General features: G+C 54.9%; 22 protein-coding genes. 9 read left to right on the top strand and 13 right to left on the bottom strand.

Annotated features, from left to right (window positions below; all coding sequences use genetic code 11):
- The first annotated feature begins 51 nt into the window (after positions 1–51).
- Positions 52–1,415 (top strand): IS3 family transposase gene (locus tag AOY24_RS25060; protein ID WP_099433379.1). Its coding sequence is split into 2 segments (ribosomal slippage): positions 52–520 and positions 520–1,415, totalling 1,365 coding nucleotides; the frame shifts between segments, so codons are not numbered across the junction.
- A gap of 60 nt (positions 1,416–1,475) precedes the next feature.
- On the opposite strand, the gene aldB is transcribed toward AOY24_RS25060, so the two are convergent.
- The 7 genes from aldB to AOY24_RS19775 form a co-directional block, all read right to left on the bottom strand.
- Positions 1,476–3,008 carry an aldehyde dehydrogenase AldB gene (aldB, locus tag AOY24_RS19745; RefSeq protein ID WP_042998591.1) on the bottom strand — a complete coding sequence of 511 codons (1,533 nt, stop codon included), beginning with the start codon at positions 3,006–3,008 and terminating at the stop codon, positions 1,476–1,478.
- Positions 3,009–3,100: 92 nt separating this feature from the next.
- Positions 3,101–4,252, bottom strand: a complete 1,152-nt coding sequence (yiaY, locus tag AOY24_RS19750) for an L-threonine dehydrogenase (RefSeq protein WP_054177203.1) — start codon at positions 4,250–4,252, stop codon at positions 3,101–3,103.
- 184 nt (positions 4,253–4,436) lie between these two features.
- Positions 4,437–6,284 (bottom strand): selenocysteine-specific translation elongation factor, encoded by a 1,848-nt coding sequence (gene selB, locus AOY24_RS19755; protein WP_054177204.1) that lies wholly within the window; start codon positions 6,282–6,284, stop codon positions 4,437–4,439.
- On the bottom strand, positions 6,281–7,672 hold the full coding sequence (selA, locus tag AOY24_RS19760; protein ID WP_054177205.1) for an L-seryl-tRNA(Sec) selenium transferase: 1,392 nt from the start codon (positions 7,670–7,672) through the stop codon (positions 6,281–6,283). Before selA ends, selB begins: the two co-directional genes overlap by 4 nt.
- A gap of 98 nt (positions 7,673–7,770) precedes the next feature.
- Positions 7,771–8,379, bottom strand: coding sequence for a glutathione S-transferase (locus AOY24_RS19765; RefSeq protein WP_042998595.1), 609 nt, complete (start codon positions 8,377–8,379; stop codon positions 7,771–7,773).
- A 72-nt stretch (positions 8,380–8,451) separates the two neighbouring features.
- Positions 8,452–9,588, bottom strand: a complete 1,137-nt coding sequence (locus tag AOY24_RS19770; protein ID WP_044254327.1) for an HlyD family secretion protein — start codon at positions 9,586–9,588, stop codon at positions 8,452–8,454.
- A gap of 2 nt (positions 9,589–9,590) precedes the next feature.
- Complete coding sequence (locus tag AOY24_RS19775) at positions 9,591–9,953, bottom strand: DUF3302 domain-containing protein (protein ID WP_044254559.1); 363 nt, start codon at positions 9,951–9,953, stop codon at positions 9,591–9,593.
- 530 nt (positions 9,954–10,483) lie between these two features.
- On the opposite strand from AOY24_RS19775, the gene mtlA reads away from it, so the two are divergent.
- The 3 genes from mtlA to mtlR all read left to right on the top strand — a co-directional run bounded on the left by mtlA (position 10,484) and on the right by mtlR (position 14,269).
- Positions 10,484–12,397, top strand: coding sequence for a PTS mannitol transporter subunit IICBA (gene mtlA / locus AOY24_RS19780; protein WP_042998597.1), 1,914 nt, complete (start codon positions 10,484–10,486; stop codon positions 12,395–12,397).
- A gap of 136 nt (positions 12,398–12,533) precedes the next feature.
- Positions 12,534–13,679, top strand: a complete 1,146-nt coding sequence (mtlD, locus tag AOY24_RS19785; protein ID WP_042998598.1) for a mannitol-1-phosphate 5-dehydrogenase — start codon at positions 12,534–12,536, stop codon at positions 13,677–13,679.
- A gap of 2 nt (positions 13,680–13,681) precedes the next feature.
- The gene (gene mtlR / locus AOY24_RS19790; protein ID WP_072185421.1) at positions 13,682–14,269 is read left to right on the top strand and encodes a mannitol operon repressor MtlR; all 588 of its coding nucleotides are present in this window, start codon (positions 13,682–13,684) and stop codon (positions 14,267–14,269) included.
- Between the two features lie 15 nt (positions 14,270–14,284).
- Here mtlR and AOY24_RS19795 read toward each other — a convergent pair whose 3' ends face one another.
- Entirely contained in the window at positions 14,285–14,491 is a 207-nt protein-coding gene (locus AOY24_RS19795) for a hypothetical protein (RefSeq protein ID WP_042998600.1), read from the bottom strand.
- Positions 14,492–14,778: 287 nt separating this feature from the next.
- On the opposite strand from AOY24_RS19795, the gene AOY24_RS19800 reads away from it, so the two are divergent.
- The 5 genes from AOY24_RS19800 to trmL all read left to right on the top strand — a co-directional run bounded on the left by AOY24_RS19800 (position 14,779) and on the right by trmL (position 19,526).
- Positions 14,779–15,141 carry a YibL family ribosome-associated protein gene (locus AOY24_RS19800; RefSeq protein ID WP_042998601.1) on the top strand — a complete coding sequence of 121 codons (363 nt, stop codon included), beginning with the start codon at positions 14,779–14,781 and terminating at the stop codon, positions 15,139–15,141.
- A 256-nt stretch (positions 15,142–15,397) separates the two neighbouring features.
- Positions 15,398–17,053 (top strand): L-lactate permease, encoded by a 1,656-nt coding sequence (gene lldP, locus AOY24_RS19805; protein ID WP_054177207.1) that lies wholly within the window; start codon positions 15,398–15,400, stop codon positions 17,051–17,053.
- The gene (gene lldR / locus AOY24_RS19810) at positions 17,050–17,826 is read left to right on the top strand and encodes a transcriptional regulator LldR (RefSeq protein WP_042998603.1); all 777 of its coding nucleotides are present in this window, start codon (positions 17,050–17,052) and stop codon (positions 17,824–17,826) included. The genes lldP and lldR overlap by 4 nt, the downstream gene beginning before the upstream one ends.
- Entirely contained in the window at positions 17,823–19,010 is a 1,188-nt protein-coding gene (gene lldD / locus AOY24_RS19815) for an FMN-dependent L-lactate dehydrogenase LldD (protein ID WP_054177208.1), read from the top strand. The genes lldR and lldD overlap by 4 nt, the downstream gene beginning before the upstream one ends.
- Before the next feature lie 39 nt (positions 19,011–19,049).
- Positions 19,050–19,526: a tRNA (uridine(34)/cytosine(34)/5-carboxymethylaminomethyluridine(34)-2'-O)-methyltransferase TrmL gene (trmL, locus tag AOY24_RS19820; protein WP_042998605.1), complete on the top strand. Its 477-nt coding sequence runs from the start codon at positions 19,050–19,052 to the stop codon at positions 19,524–19,526.
- A gap of 78 nt (positions 19,527–19,604) precedes the next feature.
- Here the strand turns inward: trmL and cysE are convergent, their stop codons facing one another.
- From cysE to AOY24_RS19845, 5 genes are all read right to left on the bottom strand, one after another.
- Positions 19,605–20,426: a serine O-acetyltransferase gene (gene cysE, locus AOY24_RS19825; RefSeq protein ID WP_042998606.1), complete on the bottom strand. Its 822-nt coding sequence runs from the start codon at positions 20,424–20,426 to the stop codon at positions 19,605–19,607.
- Between the two features lie 79 nt (positions 20,427–20,505).
- Complete coding sequence (gene gpsA / locus AOY24_RS19830; protein WP_042998607.1) at positions 20,506–21,525, bottom strand: NAD(P)H-dependent glycerol-3-phosphate dehydrogenase; 1,020 nt, start codon at positions 21,523–21,525, stop codon at positions 20,506–20,508.
- Complete coding sequence (secB, locus tag AOY24_RS19835; protein ID WP_003024155.1) at positions 21,525–21,992, bottom strand: protein-export chaperone SecB; 468 nt, start codon at positions 21,990–21,992, stop codon at positions 21,525–21,527. Before secB ends, gpsA begins: the two co-directional genes overlap by 1 nt.
- Positions 21,993–22,054: 62 nt before the next feature.
- Positions 22,055–22,306 carry a glutaredoxin 3 gene (gene grxC, locus AOY24_RS19840; RefSeq protein WP_012908148.1) on the bottom strand — a complete coding sequence of 84 codons (252 nt, stop codon included), beginning with the start codon at positions 22,304–22,306 and terminating at the stop codon, positions 22,055–22,057.
- A 32-nt stretch (positions 22,307–22,338) separates the two neighbouring features.
- The gene (locus tag AOY24_RS19845) at positions 22,339–22,770 is read right to left on the bottom strand and encodes a rhodanese-like domain-containing protein (RefSeq protein WP_042998608.1); all 432 of its coding nucleotides are present in this window, start codon (positions 22,768–22,770) and stop codon (positions 22,339–22,341) included.
- Positions 22,771–22,927 lie beyond the last annotated feature (157 nt).

Raw genomic sequence — 22,927 nt, forward strand, 5'->3', positions numbered from 1 at the left:
TGGACTGCACCCCAAAAGTTGGACACTCAACTGAGTAAGGTGCAGTTTTTTATGGCAAAGCCAAAATATTCCCCTGAAACAAAACTGGCTGTGGTTAATCATTATTTGTCCGGAAAAGACGGAGAAGAGCGTACAGCCGACCGTTTTGGTGTTGAAAGAACTTCCGTCCGTCGCTGGGTCAGGGCGTGGCAACTCCACGGTATGGAAGGGCTGTCAGGGAAAAATAAACATCATTCAGCTGAATTTAAACTCGTCGTCGTCCGGGCGGTTATCCGTGACCACCTGACGATGCGTGAAGCAGCTGCCCGGTTTAATCTCTCTGCAGAAACGCTTGTCCGACACTGGGTCTGCGTGTACAACGATGCCGGAGCGGAAGGACTGCTAAACATTCAACGCGGACGGCCTGGAAAAATGACAAAACAAAAAATCCCCCCATCCCCTACAGATAAAGAACTGGAAAAACTCTCCCCCGAAGAACTCCGGGCTGAACTCCGTTACCTGCGGGCAGAGAATGCCTATCTAAAAAAGTTGAAGGCCTTGGTTCAGAGCGAAAAAAACGGCAGCAAGCCCTGATAATCAGTGAACTGAGGCATAAGCACGCTCTGCGAGACCTCCTGCGCGCGGCAGGCATGTCCCGCAGTACATGGTATTACAATATGAATGCCCTGAAGCAGGTGGACAGGCATGCCGGGCTGAAAGATAAAATCCGTGAGATATACGCCTGGCACAAAGGCCGTTATGGCTACCGCAGGATCACGCTTTCGCTGAGAAAGCAGGGTCTGCTGGTGAACCATAAAACCGTGCAGCGGCTGATGACAGAGCTGTCGCTCCGGTCTCTGATAAGGGCGAAGAAATACCGCTCATGGAAGGGGGAAACAGGCAAGGCAGCCCCCAATATCCTGAGCAGGAACTTCAGTGCATCAAAAGCCAATGAAAAATGGGTTACGGATGTTACAGAGTTCTCGCTGCAGGGTAAAAAGCTGTACCTGTCGCCGGTACTCGATCTTTTTAACCGGGAAATAATCTCCTACAGCCTGTCGGAAAGGCCGGTGATGGAGATGGTTAATACCATGCTGCGGGATGCGTTCTTAAAGCTCGGACCAGACGACGCCCCCTTGCTGCACACAGATCAGGGCTGGCAATATCGGATGGCAGGCTATCAGGCAAAGTTAAAGGCGCAGGGCATGACGCAAAGTATGTCCCGAAAAGGAAACTGTCTGGATAATGCCGTGATGGAAAACTTCTTCGGGACGCTGAAATCGGAGTGTTTTTACCTGAGTCAGTTCAGCAATATCAGCGAACTGAGGAAGGCGATAGAGGATTATATCCGTTACTACAACAACGAGCGGATAAGCCTGAAACTAAAAGGCCTGAGTCCGGTAGAGTACCGGGCCCAGGCTCTGAAGGCCGCTTAATATAAACTGTCCAGATTTATGGGGTCAGTCCAAAAGCGCCATCGGGCATAACGCGGTCAGTTAAAAGAGTCCCAGCGGTTTATCGGAGTAGCTCACCAGTAAACATTTTGTCTGCTGATAGTGCTCCAGCATCATCTTGTGGGTTTCGCGTCCAATCCCCGACTGCTTGTAGCCACCAAAGGCCGCATGAGCCGGGTAAGCATGGTAGCAGTTGGTCCATACGCGTCCTGCCTGAATACCGCGTCCCATTTTATACGCCAGGTTACCGTTACGGCTCCAGACGCCCGCTCCGAGGCCGTACTGGGTATCGTTGGCTAGCTCAAGCGCCTCGTCCATTGTTTTGAACGTGGTCACCGCCAGTACCGGGCCAAAGATCTCCTCCTGGAACACGCGCATATTATTCTTACCAGACAGGATGGTCGGCTCGAGGTAATAGCCGTCTTTCAGTTCACCTTCAAGCTGCTTACGCCGCCCACCGGTCAGGACATCCGCCCCTTCTTTCTTACCGATATCAATGTAATTCAGGATAGTTTCCATCTGCCCATGAGAGACCTGTGCCCCCATTTGCGTCACGCTGTCCAACGGGTTACCGCTGCGGATGCTTTCTACGCGGCGAATGGCGCGCTCCATAAAGCGTTCGTAGATGGATTCCTGCACCAGCGCGCGGCTCGGACAAGTGCACACTTCACCCTGGTTAAAGGCAAAGAGCGCAAAACCTTCCAGCGCCTTATCGAAAAATGCATCCTCTTCGTCCATCACGTCGGCGAAGAAAATGTTCGGTGATTTCCCGCCCAGCTCCAGAGTGACCGGGATGATATTCTGCGTGGCATATTGCATGATCTGCTGCCCGACTTCCGTCGAGCCGGTGAATGCCACTTTAGCAATACGCTTCGAGGTTGCCAGATACTCGCCAATCTCTCCACCCGCGCCGTTCACTACGTTCACCACGCCAGGCGGGAGGAGATCGCCAATCACTTCCATCAGCAGTAAAACGGATAGCGGCGTCAGGCGGGCAGGTTTAAGCACTACGCAGTTTCCTGCCGCCAGCGCGGGCGCCATTTTCCAGCTCGCCATCAATAAGGGGAAGTTCCACGGGATAATTTGTCCGACCACGCCGAGTGGTTCGTGGAAGTGATAAGCTACAGTGTCGCTATCCACTTCACTGATCCCGCCCTCCTGGGCGCGAATACAGGAGGCGAAATAGCGGAAATGGTCGATTGCCAGCGGGACATCCGCCGCGCTGGTTTCACGGATCGGCTTACCGTTATCCCAGGTTTCCGCCGTCGCCAGCAGTTCGAGGTTCTGCTCCATACGGTCGGCAATCTTGAACAGAATCGCCGCCCGATCCTGAACAGAAGTATGCGCCCACTGGTCTTTCACCTTGTGGGCCGCGTCGAGCGCCAGGTCAATGTCCCTTTTACCGGAAGAAGCCACTTCGCATAACAGTTGCCCGGTGACGGGCGTCAGGTTCTGGTAATACTCGCCGTCACTCGGGGCAACCCAGTCACCACCGATAAAGTTGTCGTAACGGGCCTTTAACTTCAGGGGAAAACCGTACTCGCCGGGCTGAATACGGGGAGGGTTATTGGTCATGATCGTCTCCTTGCTCCAGGTGTATAACAAGGGTAGACGGGGCTGGCGATTTTCTCGCCAGCCGCTTATAGGTTTACGATAGCGGTCACGAATTACATCGCCGCACGATAGATCGCCATAATCTCGTCGTGCGTGGCCTGAATTGGGTTAGTCAGACCGCAGGCATCTTTCAACGCATTAGCCGCCAGCACCGGAATATCTTCTTCTTTCACGCCCAGGGCTCGCAGACCCGCCGGGATATTCACCTGCTGCGCCAGCGCGCGGATCGCCTCGATACAGGCTTCTGCGCCTTCGGCGTCGGTCATCCCTGCAACTTGAACCCCCATAGCTGCCGCGCAATCACGCAGACGCGCTGCGGCCACCTGGCTGTTGAATACCTGAACGTGTGGCAGCAGGACGGCATTACACACACCGTGCGGCAGGTCATAGAAACCGCCTAACTGGTGCGCCATCGCGTGGACGTAACCTAATGACGCGTTATTGAAGGCCATCCCCGCCAGGAACTGCGCATAGGCCATCGCTTCACGCGCATGCACATTGCCGCCCGATTCCACGGCAACGGCCAGATTATCAGAAATCATGGTCATTGCTTTCAGGGCGCAGGCATCCGTGATCGGCGTGGCGGCTACAGAAACATAGGCTTCAATCGCATGGGTCAGCGCGTCCATGCCGGTCGCCGCCGTCAGCGATTTTGGCATGCCGATCATCAGCGAAGAGTCATTTACCGAGAGCAGTGGCGTGACGTGTTTATCCACAATCGCCATTTTGATGTGGCGATCAACGTCAGTGATGATGCAGAAACGCGTCATTTCAGAGGCGGTTCCTGCCGTGGTGTTAATCGCAATCATCGGCAACTGTGGTTTTGCCGAGCGATCAACGCCTTCATAATCGCGAATATCGCCGCCATTGGCGGCCACCAGCGCAATCCCTTTGGCACAATCATGTGGGGAACCGCCACCCAGCGAAATAACGCTGTCACAATCATTTTCTTTCAGGATCTTCAGGCCGTCGGCGACATTAATTGTCGTCGGATTAGGGTGTGTACCATCAAATATGACGCTGAAAATATCATGTTTCTGCAATGCTTTTTGAATATCACCCGCCATGCCTAATTTCGTCAGCACACTGTCGGTGACAATTAACGTCCGACGAAAGCCATATTCCACCATAGCATTCATTGCATCTTTTAATGAATCAGCCCCAATTATATTCACAGAAGGAATATAAAATGTAGAAGCAGCCATATGCTCAATCCTTAATCGTTTTTGAAGGGATTGCAGCATACGAACGAATCTCAGGAGAAAATATGATCACAGCGGTGTTTATTTAATGAAAAAATAAAAGAGCACATTAGGCTACAAATTAATGGGCTCTTTTCGTCTCAACCTATTTATTAGGTCAATTCTTTCTTATTTTTAATAAATTGTATTATTCCTTTGCCGGAAATAATAACGCATCGCGTAACAGGTGATCATTTCCACGACGACGCGTAAAGCCAATCCGGTCGAAATATTCCAGTATCTGAATCGCCAGCTTTCGCCCTACGCCCAACCGATCGCGAAAATCCGCCGCGCAGGTTGAGCCTTTCTCCTGATCCAGTTCGCGGATCATGCTGGCGAAAGCCACAATGCGATCGTTACGGTAGTAACGATCTTTTACGATCGCCGTAATCATCCCCTGCTGCGCCGCCTGCCGCAACACCAGACGCATGGTCTGCTCCTCGGTCGCGGTTTCACGCGCGAGATCGCGGACCCACCAGGGCTCGTCACCAAATAACGGCGCGGCTTTAAGCCAGGTAGCCTGCTGTTCGTCAGTAAACCCTGCCTTGTGATCCGGCAGATGCAACCAGCCATGGTGGCTGTGAATATCGCCGCTGTCGCGCATTTGTTCAATCAACAACAGCACCAGCGCTTCATCTTCCATCGGCAGCGCCATACGACGCAGGCGTTCGCGCCCCGGACCAGGCTCATCGCGATGTTGTTCGTGGTAAGTCGCCAGCGTGTCGAGGATTTTGCGCTGCCAGCGCGCGGCAACGTCCGCATTCAGCAGGCTGTAACCTGCCTGAATAAATCCATGCTGGTGAATGAGTGAACGCATACCGTCGCCATTTAACTGGCGCGCCCACGCAAAGTCGGGCAGATTGACCGCACCGCGTTGCAGGTGCACCGCCAGCGCGGCACCGTCATCTTTCGCCGCCGCCAGTGACGCCAACCATTGCAGATACTCGGGTTTACGTTTGCCGCGACGTGGCGGATTAAGCGCAACCACCCGCGCCCCGGCCAGCGTCGCGCGCGCGGAGATATCGCGCAGCACCAGCCGGTCGTTATCGGCCAGCAGCAGGGGCGTATCAAACACTAGTTCCGCCAGGTTAGCTTCCAGCAGCGATACCCGCCCGGTCACATGACTCGCCGCATGGTGAATATGTAGCGGCTGCCACTGCGTAAGCGGGACGTGGCTTTCCAGCGCGACAATCACCCGCGTGAACGGCTCAGGCGGGGCGTCTGAAAGCAGCCAGTCACCCCGGTTAAGCTGCTCCTTTTCAGCATCGCCGACGATATTCAGCGCGATGCGCTGCCCGGCATGAGCATGCTCACTCGCCTGGTTTTGCGCGTGAAGTCCGCGCACGCGCACAGATGCGTTCACGCCGGTCAGCCACAGCGTATCCCCAACGTTTACTTCACCGCTCAGCGCAGTACCGGTCACCACCAGCCCGGCGCCTTTTACAGTAAAGGCACGATCGATAGCCAGTCTGAACGTCTGATTCATGGCGTGTTCGCGGGCGGGCAGTTGCTGCAAATGTTCGCGTAACGCCTCAATCCCGCGGCCTTCATTCGCGGCCGTCACAAATAGCGTCGCCTGCGCAAAGCCATACTCGCGCAGGACATTCTCCACCTGCTGTTGGACCTCCTGCACCCGCGTATCATCCACACGGTCGGCTTTGGTCAGCGCCACCGTCAGCGTCGGATTCCCGGTCAATTGCAGGATCGCCAGGTGTTCGCGCGTTTGCGCCATCACGCCATCGTCACAGGCTACCACCAGCAACGCATGATCGATTCCGCCCACGCCCGCCAGCATGTTTGAGAGAAACTTCTCGTGACCGGGAACATCGATAAAGCCCAGCACGCGCCCGTCTGGCTGCGGCCAGTAGGCATAGCCCAAGTCGATGGTCATGCCACGCTTTTTCTCTTCCGGCAGGCGATCGGCATTCACGCCGGTAATGGCCTGCAGCAGCGTCGTTTTCCCGTGGTCGACATGTCCGGCGGTCGCAATAATCATTTCAACAACATCTCCATAAACCGGGTCTCATCTTCAAGACAGCGTAAATCCAGCCACAGTCGGCCCTCGTAAATCCGGCCGATAACCGGAACCGGTAGCTCACGCCAGCGGGTCGCCAGGGCTTCAAGACGGCTTCCGCGGCCGTCGTGCGGTGTAAAGGTTAATGCCGCGCTGGGGAGCCGATCAACTGGTAAAGAGCCACTGCCGATTTGCGACAGGCAGGGCTGTACGCTCACCACAAACTCCGCACCATAGTGCGCGGCCAGCGGCGCCAGAAGCCGCTCCGCCTGAGACTGAATCGCGTCTTTGCGTCGGGTCAACAGGCGCAGCGTCGGCAGTTTCTCGGCCAGCGCTTCCGGGTGGAGATACAGACGCAACGTCGCTTCCAGCGCAGCAAGAGTCATTTTATCCGCCCGCAACGCACGTTTAAGCGGATGACGCTGCAATTGCGCAATCATCACTTTCTTACCGACGATGATCCCAGCCTGCGGACCGCCCAATAGCTTGTCGCCCGAGAAGCTCACCAGGCTGACACCCGCGGCAATCAACTGCTGCGGCATTGGCTCTTTCGGCAGGCCGTACTGGCTCAAATCGACCAGCGAACCACTACCAAGATCGGCCACAACAGGAATATCCAGCGCCTGGCCGATCTGGACCAGCTCCGTTTCATCAACAGAGTGGGTAAACCCTTCGATGCTGTAATTACTGGTATGTACCTTCATCAGCAGGCCGGTGATTTCATTTACCGCCTGGCGATAGTCATCGGCATGCGTCCGGTTAGTGGTTCCCACTTCATGTAGCGTACACCCAGCCTGACGCATCACATCCGGGATGCGAAACGCGCCGCCGATCTCCACCAGCTCACCGCGTGATACCACCACCTCTTTACCGGCGGCGGTGGCGGCCAGCATCAGCAGTACCGCCGCCGCGTTGTTATTCACAATGCAGGCATCTTCCGCGCCGGTGATACGGCACAGCAATTCCGCCAGTGCGCGGTCACGATGCCCGCGTCCCGCGCCGTCCAGATCATACTCCAGCGTCACCGGCGAGCGCATGGCCTGCGTGACAGCCGCGACGGCCTCTTCAGCCTGTAAAGCGCGACCCAGATTGGTATGTAACACCGTGCCCGTCAGGTTAATCACCGGGCGCAGCGCACTCTGGGCCTCTTTTTCCAGCCGAAGGTTCACCTCCTGCGCCCAGTCTTCACACCACGCTGGCAACGCCTGCGTGTCGCGTATCACCTCTCTTGCTTCATCAAGCAATTGACGAAGCAGATCAACGACACGGGTATGCCCGTGAGTCTCACGCAGGGTAAGAAATTCACTTTCACGCAATAAGCGATCAATGGCGGGAAGCTGACTATAGAGCGAACGGGTTTCGGTCGTCATGAAAAGGCCTGGCTGTTGGTGACCCTCCCCACAACGGGGAGGGATATCGACATAGAGGGGATTGTAACGTGAGATTGCCTGGACGGACAGAATATGAATCAAGCCTTTGGGGGTTCAGTGCGGGCAAAACTCTCGCGCTGAAACAGCGTCTCCACCAGCTTGACCAGGTGAGGTCGGCTCACGCACCAGCCCGGTGAGACGCGGCGGAAGTTGAGATAGCCCACCGCGCAGGCAATGGCGATGGTCGCCAGATCAACCGTGTCAGGTTTAATCGTCCCGTCGACCAGGTACGCTTCCAGCGCATCCAGACTGCGGTTAATTTTCTCGCGCTGGCGCAACAGTTCGGTTTCCGATTGCTGCGCGGCGGGACGTGCCTGCTCGCGCACCGACACCAGACCGGCGTCCATAATCCCATCGGCCAGTGCCTCAAGTTGACGGACTTTCAGCGAGGCCAGCGGTTCACGCGGCAGCATCGCTGGCGCAATATCCAGCAGTTCAATGTATTCGGCGATAATTGGCGAATCGAACCAGTACTCCCCATCGTCAGTCACCAGCGCCGGTACTTTTCCTAACGGATTGTACTGCGCGACGCCATTTTCCGCGTTGTAGGGCAGTTCATTAACAAATTCGAATGTGATGCCTTTTTCCAACAGCAGGATCGAAATTTTTCGTACAAACGGGCTGGTGTAGCTACCAATGAGTTTCATGATCAGTCCTTTTCGCCAACACAAAACAATGAGTATGGCTCACGCAGCGGGAAAAGGCAGGTGACGGCGTTCTCAATGATCCAAATAAAGGTAGTGCATCCAACTGGTCATGCGCAGTAACACCTTACGCATGACCGAAACATGGGCGAAATGGTCGGAATAGACTGCCACTTGCGCGTAGATGCCGTCGGGTAACGCATCCACATCGGCATTCGGGTCCAGTTCAATCGTCGCCAGGACGCCATCGGTCCCGGGCACCACCGTCAGGGACTGTAATGCTCCCTGAGCCTGATACGAGCCGCCCGGCACCACAGGCAATATGCTGGTCAACTTACCGTGAAAAACTTGCCCAGGAAGCGCGTTAAATACCACCTCCGCGTCGTCGCCGGGTTCAAGACGAAGCAGCGAGTTCTGCCGGAACTGAGCGACAATCTGCCGCTTTTGTTCGGGGATAAAGACCATCACCGGACGCAGCGGTAGCGCGGCAGCGTAGGTACCGGGTCGTATCAGCACCTGGGTGACGTAGCCGTTGCTGGGCGCGCGAATAATGGTCTGTTCGAGGTTGTATTTCGCCTCTGCCAATTGCGCCCTCAGGCTGGCAATCTGCGACTGTTCGCCGTTAACCATGCTGTCTAACTGGCTTTGAATTTGCACCTGCTCAGCCACTGAACCCTTCACCAGCGCATCCTGCGCCAGATAATTTTGCCGGGCGTTATCAATATCGCTTTCTGAGAAGGGGTTCACCCGCGCCTGGCTGCCCTTCAGGTAACGCTGATAATCTTTATACAGCCGATCGCGCTCCGCAGAGACCCGCGTCGTATTAGCCTGCGCTTCTGAGAGCTGGGCTTTCAGCGTCTGGATATTATGCGTGGCGGTCACCAGATCGGCCTGTAACCTGTCCACGCGCGCCTGATAGCGAACCGGGTCGAGTTTAAATAGCACTTCACCCTTTTTAATCAGTTGGTTATTTTTATCCGTCACCTCGCTGACAATTCCGGTAACCTGCGGCGTAACAGGAATGGAAATAACGGCTTTTTGCGCAGTAAAGGTATACGGATGGTTATAGTTCATTAACAGGATCAGGCCGCTGACCAGAAATACACCGCCTAATGCCGCCGTCGCCAGCGTCCATTGATTCACCGGTATGCGGAATATTTTGAAGACTGCCCACGCCAGCGCGACGTAGGTTAATACAATCAACAGATCCATGATTAACTCTCCGGAAACGTCGTATTGTCAGCCGTGTTAACTTCGGCCAGTTTTTTCTCGAGTTGTGTAATACGCGCAGATAACGCGGCAATTTCAGGATCAGGATCTTGTCCCGGCGACGTGATGTGATTATGCATCCCCCAGCCGCGTTCCGGTTGGTAGAGGGTTGCCCAAATCCACAAAAACGGCCAGATCACATGGAGCGTAAACAGACTCACCCAGCCTGCGGTATGAATAGCATCGGCATGCGGGTGGTTGCGTTTCTTCGCAATTAAATAGGGGATATCATGGATGGCAATAACGCCGTAAAAAATCACCAGAAAGACGAAAATCAGCACACCTAACGCGAAATAATTTAGAAACATATCCGCCTCGACTTCACGCCCATTTGAGTTTTTATTGCAGGCAGCCGAATGCAATTTGGCTGATGATTTGAACATAATGGGAGTTATGCATTTTCGCCATCACGCCAAAGACTATTTTTCACGCCAGATGGTTATTTAATGACATCAGGCCAAGTGACAACGAGAGGAATCTGCCCAGGATCACATCGGGACAAATCTGGATGAATATTTCTTGTGATTCAGATCACAAACATTCAACAAATAGCCAAATATAAAACGTGAATTACATCACAAATTAATGCCATTAATGGTTCAGAACGACGGTTTGTTGTTTTTTTACACAGCATTTTTGTGATTAATGTCACATCAATTACCTCCCTACCCCCTATATTTATGTGACACAAATCACATTAAAGGTCGCTGACTGGACAGCTTAACGATTCAGTGCCAGATTTCGCAGTATCTACAGGGTCCGGCTACCTCTGCCGCTACATTAACAAAACCTCGGGCTTCCAGCCTGCGCGATAGCAAACATAAGAAGGGGTGTTTTTATGTCATCCGATATTAAGATCAAGGTGCAAAGCTTTGGTCGATTCCTCAGCAATATGGTGATGCCAAATATCGGCGCGTTTATCGCGTGGGGTATTATCACTGCACTATTTATTCCGACAGGGTGGTTGCCAAACGAAACGCTGGCGAAGCTGGTTGGCCCAATGATCACCTATCTCCTGCCGCTGCTGATCGGTTATACCGGCGGTAGACTGGTGGGTGGCGAACGCGGCGGCGTGGTGGGCGCAATCACCACCATGGGCGTGATCGTCGGCGCAGACATGCCGATGTTCCTCGGTGCAATGATCGCCGGTCCTCTGGGCGGCTGGGCAATCAAACATTTCGATGGTTGGGTAGACGGTAAGATCAAATCCGGTTTTGAGATGCTGGTGAATAACTTCTCCGCTGGCATCATCGGTATGATCCTCGCCATTCTGGCATTCCTCGGCATTGGTCCAGCAGTTGAAGTTCTGTCGAAAGTGTTGGCTGCAGGCGTTAACTTCATGGTTGTCCATGACATGCTGCCGCTGGCGTCTATCTTCGTTGAACCAGCGAAAATCCTGTTCCTGAACAACGCTATCAACCACGGTATCTTCTCACCTCTGGGTATTCAGCAGTCCCATGAGTTGGGTAAATCCATCTTCTTCCTGATTGAAGCCAACCCGGGTCCGGGGATGGGTGTTCTGCTGGCGTACATGTTCTTTGGTCGCGGTAGCGCTAAACAGTCTGCAGGCGGTGCGGCAATCATCCACTTCCTGGGCGGTATCCACGAAATTTACTTCCCGTATGTGCTGATGAACCCGCGTCTGATCCTCGCCGTTATCCTCGGCGGTATGACGGGTGTGTTTACGCTGACTCTCCTGAATGGCGGTCTGGTTTCTCCGGCTTCTCCGGGTTCAATCCTGGCAGTGCTGGCGATGACGCCAAAAGGCGCCTACTTCGCTAACATCGCGGCAATCTGTGCGGCGATGGCGGTCTCCTTCGTTGTCTCTGCCATTCTGCTGAAAACCAGCAAAGTGAAAGAAGACGATGACATTGAAGCGGCGACCCGCCGTATGCATGACATGAAAGCAGAATCCAAAGGCGGTACTCCGCTGTCTGCTGGCGATGTCACCAACGACCTGAGCCACGTGCGTAAAATCATCGTTGCCTGTGATGCCGGTATGGGTTCCAGCGCAATGGGCGCCGGCGTACTGCGTAAGAAAGTGCAGGATGCCGGTCTGAGCCAGATCTCGGTCACCAACAGCGCGATTAACAACCTGCCGCCGGATGTTGACCTGGTCATCACTCACCGCGATCTCACCGAACGTGCAATGCGTCAGGTTCCGCAGGCGCAGCATATTTCGCTGACCAACTTCCTCGACAGCGGCCTGTACTCCAGCCTGACCGAGCGTCTGGTTGCCGCTCAGCGCCACACTGACAATGAAGTCAAAGTCCGCGACAGCCTGAAAGACAGCTTTGACGAAGGGGATAACAACCTGTTCAAACTGGGTGCGGAGAATATCTTCCTCGGACGTACGGCAACGACCAAAGAAGAAGCGATTCGCTTCGCCGGTGAGCAGTTGGTGAAAGGCGGTTATGTTGAGCCAGAATATGTCGATGCGATGCTGGAACGTGAGAAACTGACCCCAACCTATCTGGGTGAGTCTATCGCCGTTCCGCACGGTACCGTTGAAGCGAAAGACCGCGTACTGAAAACCGGCGTCGTGTTCTGCCAGTATCCGCAAGGCGTTCGTTTCGGTGAAGAAGACGACGACATCGCCCGTCTGGTGATCGGTATCGCCGCTCGCAACAACGAGCACATTCAGGTGATTACCAGCCTGACCAACGCGCTGGATGACGAATCCGTCATCGAACGCCTGGCTAACACCACCAGCGTTGATGAAGTGCTGGCGCTGCTGGCAGGTCGTAAGTAAACCCCGAGGCCCGGTGACACTGCGCTTATCGGGCCGACCCAATCCTCTCCTTTGCGGAGAGGGTTTGGGTGAGGGAGCAACAGATAACCCCTCACCCCAGCCCTCTCGGGTAAAAACATTAATGAAGGTTACTACTATGAAAGCATTACATTTTGGCGCAGGTAATATCGGTCGTGGCTTTATCGGCAAACTGCTGGCGGACGCGGGGATACAACTGACATTCGCTGATGTAAATCAGGTCGTGCTCGACGCCCTGAATGCCCGTCATAGCTACCAGGTTCACGTTGTGGGTGAAAATGAGCAGGTGGATACCGTGACTGGCGTCAATGCGGTAAGCAGCATTGGCGATGATGTTGTTGAGCTGATCGCCCAGGTTGACCTGGTCACCACGGCCGTTGGCCCGGTCGTGCTGGAGCGCATCGCTCCGGCCATCGCCAAAGGCCTGGTCAAACGCAAAGCGCAAGGGATCACCACCCCGCTGAACATCATCGCCTGTGAAAATATGGTACGAGGCACCACTCAACTGAAAGGTCATGTGCTGAACGCGCTGGCTGAAGACGACAAAGCCTGGGTTGACACCCATGTCGGCTTCGTGGATTCCGCCGTTGACCGCATCGTGCCGCCGTCAGCCTCTGCGACCCACGACCCGCTGGAAGTGACTGTCGAAACCTTCAGCGAGTGGATCGTTGACCAGACCCAGTTCAAAGGCGAGCTGCCGAACATCCCGGGAATGGAATTAACTGATAACCTGATGGCATTTGTCGAACGTAAACTCTTCACGCTGAACACCGGGCATGCTATAACCGCGTACCTCGGAAAATTGACCGGTCATCAGACCATCCGCGACGCGATTCTCGACGAGAAAATCCGCGCAGTGGTCAAAGGGGCAATGGAAGAGAGCGGCGCGGTGCTGATCAAACGCTACGGTTTTGATGCCGACAAGCATGCGGCATACATTCAGAAAATCCTCGGTCGTTTTGAAAACCCGTATCTGAAAGATGACGTTGAGCGCGTTGGTCGCCAGCCGCTGCGTAAACTGAGCGCGGGTGACCGTTTAATCAAACCGTTGCTGGGTACGCTGGAATACCATTTGCCGCACGCTAACCTGGTCAAAGGGATTGCTGCCGCGATGCACTTCCGTAGCGAAGACGATCCGCAGGCGCAGGAGCTGGCCGCGCTGATCGCCGAGAAAGGCCCACAGACTGCGCTGGCCCAGATTTCCGGGCTGGATATCAACAGCGATGTCGTTGCCGAGGCCGTTAGCGCATATAACGCAAAGTAATGATGCTGGAACTGGCGCAGGAGCCCCTGCGCCTGATTAATAGATTGTCAGATATGCAGGCAATAATGGAACAAACCCAGGCCTTTGAAAATCGTGTGCTTGAGCGTCTGAATGCTGGCAAAACCGTACGGAGCTTCCTGATCACCGCCGTGGAGTTACTCACCGAGGCGGTAAACATTCTGGTGCTTCAGGTGTTTCGCAAAGATGACTACGCAGTGAAGTACGCTGTAGAACCGTTACTCGACGGCGACGGACCGCTGGGCGATCTGTCTGTGCGCCTGAAACTGATCTACGGTCTGGGCGTCCTCAGTCGTCCTGAATATGAAGACGCAGAGCTGCTGATGGCGATGCGCGAAGAGATGAATCATGACGGCAATGAGTATGCCTTTACGGATGATGAGATTCTCGGGCCGTTCGGTGAACTGCACTGCGTACTGGCGCTGCCACCCCCGCCGCAGTTTGACGCCGCCGACCCCAGTTTGTACGCCATGCAAACCCAGCGCTACCAGCAAGCGGTGCGCTCGACGATGGTTCTCTCCCTGACTGAGCTGATTTCTAAAATCAGCTTAAAAAAAGCCTTCCAGAAGTAGGCCTCGCTCTGCCTGCTACTCCTTTTCCTGCACGGGTTGATACAGACGCCGGTAATAATTCAGTCGTTGCAGGTACATCTGCGCATTTTCTGCAGGCACTTCGCTCGGAACGTCATCACGCGCAGGCATTTTATTCAGATACTCTTTAAACGCCTGACTTGAGGCCATAAAATCCACAGCTTTATCAATCAGAAGCGGAACATTCTCGCCTATTTTTGCCATGTTATCTCCTCCATGCGGTCCCGCCGTGCTTAAGCGCAACGGTCAATTTTAGTGTAGGATCGCCCGCGTCATAACATTAAGGAAAACGTGCTTAATCCATTGGCGGCAAATTATCTCTTACATGATCCTGTTATGGTCTAAAATGTTTAATTAATCAGTCAGTTATAAAAATAGTTAGCAAATGAATACTCGCGTTATTTGATTATTATTATCCCATTAGTTGTGAATAAACCCGCTCTGCGCGCATACTATAGGCCATTCACTATATTTCTATCAGAAGCCATCCCATGAAAGAAGTCGAAAAAAACGAAATCAAACGTCTGAGCGATCGCCTCGACGCTATCCGCCACCAGCAGGCCGATCTGTCCCTGGTTGAAGCCGCCGATAAATACGCTGAGCTGGAAAAAGAGAAAGCCACACTGGAAGCAGAAATCGCCCGTCTGCGTGACGTTCACAGTCAAAAACTGAGCAAAGAGGCGCAGAAACTGATGAATCTGCCGTACCGTCGTGCGATCAGCAAAAAAGAGCAGGCCGATATGGGCAAGCTGAAGAAAAGCGTGCGCGGTCTGGTAGTGGTTCATCCAATGACCGCCTTAGGCCGCGAAATGGGCCTGCAAGAGATGACTGGCTTCGCAAAGACCGAGTTTTGATTTTTTATACCGGGCAGCACGTCCGCTGTCCGGTCCTCCCTTAATTGGCCCTACCAATCCCCTTCAGTTACGACCACTGGTTCACAATTCATTAATTTAAGCCTACACTGCCGTTGCCAATAAATAACATTTGATTAACCATTCGTTGTCATTATCCCTACACAACAATATTGGCTGGACCACTTTTACACATAATGTGACGAAAAGATGAGCACAGACTCACTGCATTGTGCGTGTGGTCCTCAGGAGACCTGCAATGAATCTCTGGCAACAAAACTACGATCCGGCCGGTAACATCTGGCTTTCCAGTCTGATCGCATCGCTCCCGATTCTGTTTTTCTTTTTCGCGCTGATTAAGCTCAAGCTGAAAGGCTATGTTGCCGCTTCGTGGACGGTGGTGATCGCGCTGGCCGTGGCGCTGCTCTTCTACAAAATGCCGGTCGATCACGCACTGGCCTCGGTGATGTACGGTTTCTTCTACGGTCTATGGCCGATTGCCTGGATCATTATCGCCGCAGTGTTTGTTTACAAAATCTCGGTGAAAACCGGGCAGTTCGACATCATCCGCTTGTCCATTCTGTCGATTACCCCTGACCAGCGTTTGCAAATGCTGATCGTCGGCTTCTCATTTGGCGCCTTCCTCGAAGGGGCGGCGGGATTTGGTGCCCCCGTTGCCATCACTGCCGCGCTGCTGGTAGGTCTCGGGTTTAACCCGCTGTATGCCGCTGGACTGTGCCTGATCGTCAATACCGCGCCCGTGGCGTTTGGTGCCATGGGGATCCCGATTCTGGTCGCCGGCCAGGTGACCGGGCTGGACAGCTTTGAAATCGGCCAGATGGTGGGTCGTCAGTTACCGTTCCTGACAATTATCGTACTGTTCTGGATCATGGCGATCATGGATGGCTGGCGCGGCGTGAAAGAGACCTGGCCTGCGGTCATGGTGGCGGGTGGTTCATTCGCTATTGCTCAGTACCTCAGCTCCAACTTTATCGGCCCGGAATTGCCGGACATCATCTCCTCGCTGGTCTCGCTGGTCTGTCTGACGCTGTTCCTGAAACGCTGGCAGCCGGTTCGCATCTTCCGCTTTGGCGATATGGGCGCATCACAAGTTGATCAGACGCTGGCACGCACGAACTATACCGCCGGACAGGTTGTTCGCGCCTGGTCGCCGTTTTTGTTCCTGACGGCCACCGTAACCCTCTGGAGCGTGCCGCCGTTTAAAGCCCTGTTCGCTCCCGGCGGCGCGCTGTACGACTGGGTGATTAACATCCCGGTCCCGTTCCTCGACAAACTGGTTGCCCGCATGCCGCCCGTGGTTCACGAAGCCACCGCCTACGCGGCAGTGTATAAATTTGACTGGTTCTCCGCGACCGGCACCGCCATCCTGTTCGCCGCACTGCTGTCAATCGTCTGGCTGAAGATGAAGCCTTCCGCCGCCATTCAGACCTTCGGCAGCACGCTGAAGGAACTGGCGCTGCCGATCTACTCCATCGGGATGGTGCTGGCCTTTGCGTTTATCTCCAACTATTCCGGGCTCTCTTCGACGCTGGCGTTAGCGCTGGCGCACACGGGCAGCGCCTTTACCTTCTTCTCGCCGTTCCTCGGCTGGCTGGGGGTATTCCTGACCGGTTCAGATACCTCATCTAACGCGCTGTTTGCCGCCCTGCAGGCAACTGCCGCACAGCAAATCGGCGTGTCCGATGTGCTGATGGTGGCGGCCAATACCACCGGTGGCGTCACCGGAAAAATGATTTCGCCACAGTCCATCGCCATCGCCTGTGCGGCGGTCGGACTGGTCGGCAAAGAGTCGGATCTGTTCCGTTTTACCGTCAAACACAGCCTGATTTTCACCTGCATGGTGGGCGTGATCACCACGCTTCAGGCTTACGTCTTAACCTGGATGATTCCATGATCGTGATGCCCAGACGCCTGTCGGACGAGGTTGCCTCTCGTGTGCGGGCGCTGATTGAAGAACAACAGCTGGAAGCGGGCATGAAATTGCCCGCCGAGCGCCAACTGGCGGTACAGCTTGGCGTCTCGCGTAACTCGCTGCGCGAAGCGCTGGCAAAGCTCGTCAGCGAAGGTGTGCTACTCAGCCGTCGCGGCGGCGGCACGTTTGTCCGCTGGCAGCATGAAGAGTGGTCTGAACAGAACATTGTTCAGCCGCTGAAAACCCTGATGGCCGACGACCCGGATTACAGTTTCGATATTCTCGAAGCCCGACACGCCATCGAAGCCAGTACGGCCTGGCATGCGGCGATACGCGCCACCACGGCCGACAAAGAGAAAATCAAACTCTGCTTTGACGCCACGCTCAGCGAAGACCCGGATCTTGCCTCACAGGCCGACGTTCGTTTTCATCTGGCTATCGCCGAAGCCTCGCATAACGTGGTGCTGTTACAAACGATGCGCGGGTTCTTCGACGTTCTGCATTCGTCGGTGAAGCAAAGCCGACAGCGCATGTATCTCGTTCCGCCCGTCTTTTCCCGGCTGACGGAGCAACATCAGGCCGTACTGGATGCCATTCTCGCGGGCGACGCCGACGGCGCGCGTAAGGCGATGATGGCGCACCTCAGTTTCGTCCATACCACCATTAAACAATTTGATGAAGACCAGGCTCGCCAGGCGCGCATTACCCGTCTGCCCGGCGACCACAATGAAAATCCCAGGGAGAACAAAGCATGATTATTTCAGCCGCCAGCGATTATCGCGCCGCAGCCCAGCGCATTCTGCCCCCGTTCCTGTTTCACTACATCGACGGCGGCGCGTATGCGGAGCATACCCTGCGGCGTAACGTGGAAGACTTATCGGACGTGGCGCTACGCCAGCGCGTGCTGAAAAACATGTCTGACTTGAGCCTGGAAACCACGCTGTTTAACGAAAAACTGTCGATGCCCGTGGCGCTGGCGCCGGTCGGGCTGTGCGGCATGTATGCCCGCCGTGGCGAAGTGCAGGCTGCAGCGGCAGCCGATGCGAAAGGGATCCCGTTTACCCTTTCCACCGTCTCCGTGTGCCCGATAGAAGAAGTCGCGCCCACTATTAACCGTCCGATGTGGTTCCAGTTGTATGTTCTGCGCGACCGTGGATTCATGCGTAATGCGCTGGAACGCGCAAAAGCGGCGGGCTGCTCAACGCTGGTCTTTACGGTCGATATGCCGACGCCGGGGGCACGCTATCGTGACGCTCACTCCGGGATGAGCGGCCCGAATGCCGCGCTGCGTCGCTACTGGCAGGCGGTCACTCATCCACAGTGGGCGTGGGACGTCGGTCTGAACGGTCGTCCTCACGATCTCGGCAATATCTCCGCTTACCTCGGCAAGCCAACCGGACTGGAAGATTACATCGGCTGGCTGGCAAACAACTTTGATCCGTCAATTTCATGGAAGGACCTTGAGTGGATCCGGGAGTTCTGGGATGGTCCGATGGTGATCAAAGGGATCCTCGATCCGGAAGACGCCCGCGACGCCGTTCGCTTTGGTGCAGATGGGATTGTGGTCTCTAACCACGGAGGCCGTCAGTTGGACGGCGTGCTCTCTTCCGCGCGCGCACTGCCCGCCATTGCCGATGCGGTGAAAGGCGATATCGCCATTCTCGCGGACAGCGGTATCCGTAACGGGCTGGACGTGGTGCGAATGATTGCGCTGGGCGCAGATACCATTTTGCTGGGCCGTGCGTATCTGTACGCGCTGGCGACGGCAGGTCAGGCGGGAGTGGCAAACTTGCTGAATCTGATTGAAAAAGAGATGAAAGTTGCCATGACGCTGACCGGTGCGAAATCCATCACCGACATCAGCAAGGATTCCCTGGTACAGGAAATCAACAAGCTCCCTGCCGCACTGGCACCGCTATCGCAAGGTGATGCGGCGTAATGAAAGTGTTATTCTGCCCCCCGTAATTAAGGGGGCAGCATGCTCAACATCGTCTTATTTGAACCAGAAATCCCGCCGAACACGGGCAACATCATTCGTCTGTGCGCAAACACAGGCTTTCGTCTGCATATTATTGAGCCTATGGGCTTTACCTGGGACGACAAACGCCTGCGCCGCGCGGGACTGGATTATCATGAATTTACTGCGGTGGTTCGCCATCATGATTACGCTGCATTTCTCGAAGCTGAAAAACCGCAGCGCATGTTCGCGCTGACGACCAAGGGCACGCCTGCACACAGCGCGGTGAGCTATCAGGATGGCGACTATCTGATGTTTGGTCCGGAGACGCGCGGTCTGCCAGCCAGCATTCTCGATGCCCTGCCCGCTGAACAAAAAATACGTATTCCGATGATGCCGGACAGCCGCAGTATGAACCTGTCAAATGCCGTGTCGGTGGTGGTGTATGAGGCGTGGCGCCAGTTGGGATATCCTGGCGCAGTCTTGCGCACACTTTGAATCGTCGGATGGCGGCTGTCGCCTTATCCGACCTACGGTTTTGTAGGCCCGGTAAGCACAGCGCCACCGGGCAAGAGATCAAATACCGTCGCCGTACTCAAACGTATGGTGTATCCCGTTGAAATGCTGATCCATATCCATTGACGGCTTATCGCTGTCTGGCTTACCGACAATGCGCGCCGGGACGCCAGCGGCGGTGGTGTGCGGCGGAACGGGCTGTAACACCACGGAACCGGCGCCAATTTTTGCCCCACGTCCGACTTCGATATTGCCGAGGATTTTCGCCCCCGCGCCAATCATCACGCCTTCACGAATTTTGGGATGACGATCGCCACTGGTTTTACCGGTACCGCCGAGGGTGACCGATTGCAGGATCGACACGTCATCTTCGATCACCGCCGTCTCACCGACGACAATGCCGGTGGCATGATCGAGCATGATCCCACGACCAATCTTCGCCGCGGGGTGAATATCCACCTGGAACGTCACGGAGACCTGGTTTTGCAGGAAGATTGCCAGCGCGCGGCGGCCTTCATTCCATAACCAGTGACCAATACGGTAGGCCTGCAAGGCATGAAAACCTTTCAGGTACAAAAGCGGAGTGGAGTATTTATCGACCGCCGGGTCACGCGTGCGGACGGCCTGAATATCACAGGCTGCTGAGGCGATCATTTCCGGGTCTGCTGCGTACGCTTCTTCGACCACTTCACGGATCGCAATGGCGGGCATAATGGGCGATGCCAGTTTGTTCGCCAGCATGTAGCTTAGCGCACTGCCCAGATTCTCATGCTTGAGTAGCGTTGCGTGGTAAAAACTGGCCAGCATAGGCTCACAGTCTGCCAGAGCGCGGGCTTCGGTTTTTATATTGTTCCAGACGATATCCAGTTCTTCACACGGCATTGCGGGCTCCAGGTAATGAGGCTAACGACCGGCCCGTTCTTCGCGGGCCGGGTCATTTTTTAAAAACGGATCCTTGAGACTAGTGGCTGCTTCGCTCATCCTTGCGTGCACGACCTAATAACGTCAATGCTGCCTCGCGCGCGTTTTTTCCGCAATATAATACTTGATAAATTTCCTCGGTTATTGGCATTTCGACACCAAAACGGTGCGCCAACTCGCGAACTTCTTTTGTATTGCGGTAGCCTTCAACCACCTGTCCAATCTTGTCCTGCGCGCCTTGTACATCCATGCCCTGACCGAGCATCATGCCAAAACGGCGGTTGCGCGACTGGTTGTCGGTACAGGTCAGCACCAGATCGCCTAACCCGGCCATTCCCATAAAGGTCTGGGGATCGGCGCCCAGCGCCGCGCCCAGACGCGACATCTCTGTCAAGCCACGCGTAATTAGCGCAGTACGGGCGTTAGCGCCAAAACCAATGCCGTCAGACATTCCTGCGCCGATCGCAATCACGTTCTTCACCGCGCCGCCCAACTGAACGCCGATAAAATCCGGGTTGCTGTAGACACGGAAACTCTTACCGCAGTGCAGCAGTTGCTGTAAGTCATCAGCAAAGGTGTCGTCAGTGGAGGCCAGGGAGATGGCCGTCGGCATGCCTGCCGCCAGCTCTTTCGCGAACGTCGGTCCGGAAATCACTGCCAGCGGGATTTTATCGCCCAGCGCTTCACGGGCAACATCCTGCAACAGGCGTCCCGTCTCTGCTTCCAGCCCTTTGGTTGCCCAGACCAGACGCGCGTCAGGACGCAGCAGAGGCTTAATCTGTCGCAATACTTCGCCAAAGACATGGCTTGGCACGACCACCAGAATATCGCGGCTGGCCGCCAGCGCAGTAGCTAAGTCGCTTTCGAGGCGTAACGTATCGGGGAAAGGCACATCCGGGAGGAACGCGACATTGCAGCGATCGTGCTCAAGGGTCGCGATATGTTTAGGATCGTGGCCCCACAGGACAACCTGGTGGCCATTTCTTGCCAGGGTGATGGCAAGAGCGGTGCCGTACGAGCCGGCACCGATCACAGTCATTGAAGCATTACTTTGGTTCATCAGGCATCCTGATGTTCTTCAGTACCTTCGCCAGCCTGCTGCTGTAAATAGTTCATGAACAGCGCATCAAAGTTAACCGGCGCAAGGTTCAGTTGCGGGAACGTACCGCGTGAAACCAGGCTGGTGATGCATTCGCGGGCATACGGGAACAGAATGTTCGGGCAGTATGCGCCCAGGCAATGCGCCATCTGGGTGCCTTCGATTCCGCTGATAGAGAAGATACCGCCTTGCTGAACTTCGCACAGGAACGCCGTTTCTTCACCGAGGGAAGCCGTTACGGTAACACGCAGCACCACTTCGTATACGTCATCTGCCAGTTGAGTAGATGCTGTATCCAGATCAAGTTTAACCTCTGGCTGCCAATCTTTCTGAAAAACATGCGGCGCATTTGGCGCTTCGAAAGAGACATCTTTGGTGTAAATACGCTGGATCTGGAAAGCCATTTCGGTGTTGTTTTGTTCTGACATGTGTAGAAAACCCTTTAGTGTTGTCCTTAAATAGCGCTTGATGCCAATAACATGGCCCAGCGTTAGCTCAGCAGGGGATCAAGTCCACCACGCGCATCCAACGCATACAAGTCATCACAGCCGCCAATGTGCTGTGCATCAATAAAAATCTGTGGAACCGTCGTACGACCGCTGCGCTTGATCATCTCTTCACGCTTCACGGCATCGCCGTCGATCGGCAGTTCCTGGAAGCTCACACCCTTGCTGTTCAGCAGCGCTTTCGCACGATGGCAAAACGGGCAGGTTGCTTTAGTGTAGATCTCGATATTGGCCATACTTATCTCCAAATTCGTTTACGTCGGGAAAATTATTTCCCACGAACCAGCGGCAGATTCTCACCGCTCCAGCCCGCAACGCCTTCTTTCAGCACAGACACGTTCTCAAAGCCCGCTTTGATCAGCGCGTTTGCCGCTTCCTGGCACTGCATGCCGGAACCATCGACCACGATAACCGGTTTGTCTTTGTGTTTTTCCAGCTCGCCCACGTTGTTCGCTTTGATTTCGCTCGGCAGCAGGTTAATGGAACCCGCGATATGGCCTTTGCGGAAATCGTCACGCTGACGTAAATCCACGATAACGGCGTCTTCTTTGTTGATACGACGCGTGGCTTCGCCGCGAGTGATGACCTTAACTTTCGACGTCAGGCCTTTAAACGTGGTGAACAAAACCGCCACCAGTAACGCAATCCAGGCGATACTCAGTATGGGATGGCGGCTAACAAATTGCATAATTTCTTGCATGGGGGGTAACAACTCCCGACTCAGTGATTAAAAAAACCAGGACAGGAGTATACCTGCGCGTTGGCGCAAATACAGCCAGCGCGTGCAATGGATTGCATTTTTGCGGGGCACTACGGAAAAAAAAGTGCAAATCCGTACCATCCGTGAACCAGCCTGC

This window comes from Citrobacter sp. CtB7.12 (genome assembly GCF_001297795.1).
GTDB classification, from domain to species: Bacteria; Pseudomonadota; Gammaproteobacteria; order Enterobacterales; family Enterobacteriaceae; genus Citrobacter_A; species Citrobacter_A amalonaticus.

What these genes read in the sequence shown, in the direction of transcription:
- lldP (WP_054177207.1), top strand. Translation starts at nt 15,398, where the DNA reads ATGAATCTCTGGCAACAAAACTACGATCCGGCCGGTAACATCTGGCTT.
- lldR (WP_042998603.1), top strand. Translation starts at nt 17,050, where the DNA reads ATGATCGTGATGCCCAGACGCCTGTCGGACGAGGTTGCCTCTCGTGTG.
- selB (WP_054177204.1), bottom strand. Translation starts at nt 6,284, where the DNA reads ATGATTATTGCGACCGCCGGACATGTCGACCACGGGAAAACGACGCTG.
- AOY24_RS19770 (WP_044254327.1), bottom strand. Translation starts at nt 9,588, where the DNA reads ATGGATCTGTTGATTGTATTAACCTACGTCGCGCTGGCGTGGGCAGTC.
- grxC (WP_012908148.1), bottom strand. Translation starts at nt 22,306, where the DNA reads ATGGCCAATATCGAGATCTACACTAAAGCAACCTGCCCGTTTTGCCAT.
- yiaY (WP_054177203.1), bottom strand. Translation starts at nt 4,252, where the DNA reads ATGGCTGCTTCTACATTTTATATTCCTTCTGTGAATATAATTGGGGCT.
- AOY24_RS19775 (WP_044254559.1), bottom strand. Translation starts at nt 9,953, where the DNA reads ATGTTTCTAAATTATTTCGCGTTAGGTGTGCTGATTTTCGTCTTTCTG.
- AOY24_RS19795 (WP_042998600.1), bottom strand. Translation starts at nt 14,491, where the DNA reads ATGGCAAAAATAGGCGAGAATGTTCCGCTTCTGATTGATAAAGCTGTG.
- lldD (WP_054177208.1), top strand. Translation starts at nt 17,823, where the DNA reads ATGATTATTTCAGCCGCCAGCGATTATCGCGCCGCAGCCCAGCGCATT.
- AOY24_RS19845 (WP_042998608.1), bottom strand. Translation starts at nt 22,770, where the DNA reads ATGCAAGAAATTATGCAATTTGTTAGCCGCCATCCCATACTGAGTATC.
- AOY24_RS19800 (WP_042998601.1), top strand. Translation starts at nt 14,779, where the DNA reads ATGAAAGAAGTCGAAAAAAACGAAATCAAACGTCTGAGCGATCGCCTC.
- selA (WP_054177205.1), bottom strand. Translation starts at nt 7,672, where the DNA reads ATGACGACCGAAACCCGTTCGCTCTATAGTCAGCTTCCCGCCATTGAT.
- trmL (WP_042998605.1), top strand. Translation starts at nt 19,050, where the DNA reads ATGCTCAACATCGTCTTATTTGAACCAGAAATCCCGCCGAACACGGGC.
- secB (WP_003024155.1), bottom strand. Translation starts at nt 21,992, where the DNA reads ATGTCAGAACAAAACAACACCGAAATGGCTTTCCAGATCCAGCGTATT.
- gpsA (WP_042998607.1), bottom strand. Translation starts at nt 21,525, where the DNA reads ATGAACCAAAGTAATGCTTCAATGACTGTGATCGGTGCCGGCTCGTAC.
- mtlD (WP_042998598.1), top strand. Translation starts at nt 12,534, where the DNA reads ATGAAAGCATTACATTTTGGCGCAGGTAATATCGGTCGTGGCTTTATC.
- mtlA (WP_042998597.1), top strand. Translation starts at nt 10,484, where the DNA reads ATGTCATCCGATATTAAGATCAAGGTGCAAAGCTTTGGTCGATTCCTC.
- AOY24_RS19765 (WP_042998595.1), bottom strand. Translation starts at nt 8,379, where the DNA reads ATGAAACTCATTGGTAGCTACACCAGCCCGTTTGTACGAAAAATTTCG.
- mtlR (WP_072185421.1), top strand. Translation starts at nt 13,682, where the DNA reads ATGCTGGAACTGGCGCAGGAGCCCCTGCGCCTGATTAATAGATTGTCA.
- aldB (WP_042998591.1), bottom strand. Translation starts at nt 3,008, where the DNA reads ATGACCAATAACCCTCCCCGTATTCAGCCCGGCGAGTACGGTTTTCCC.
- cysE (WP_042998606.1), bottom strand. Translation starts at nt 20,426, where the DNA reads ATGCCGTGTGAAGAACTGGATATCGTCTGGAACAATATAAAAACCGAA.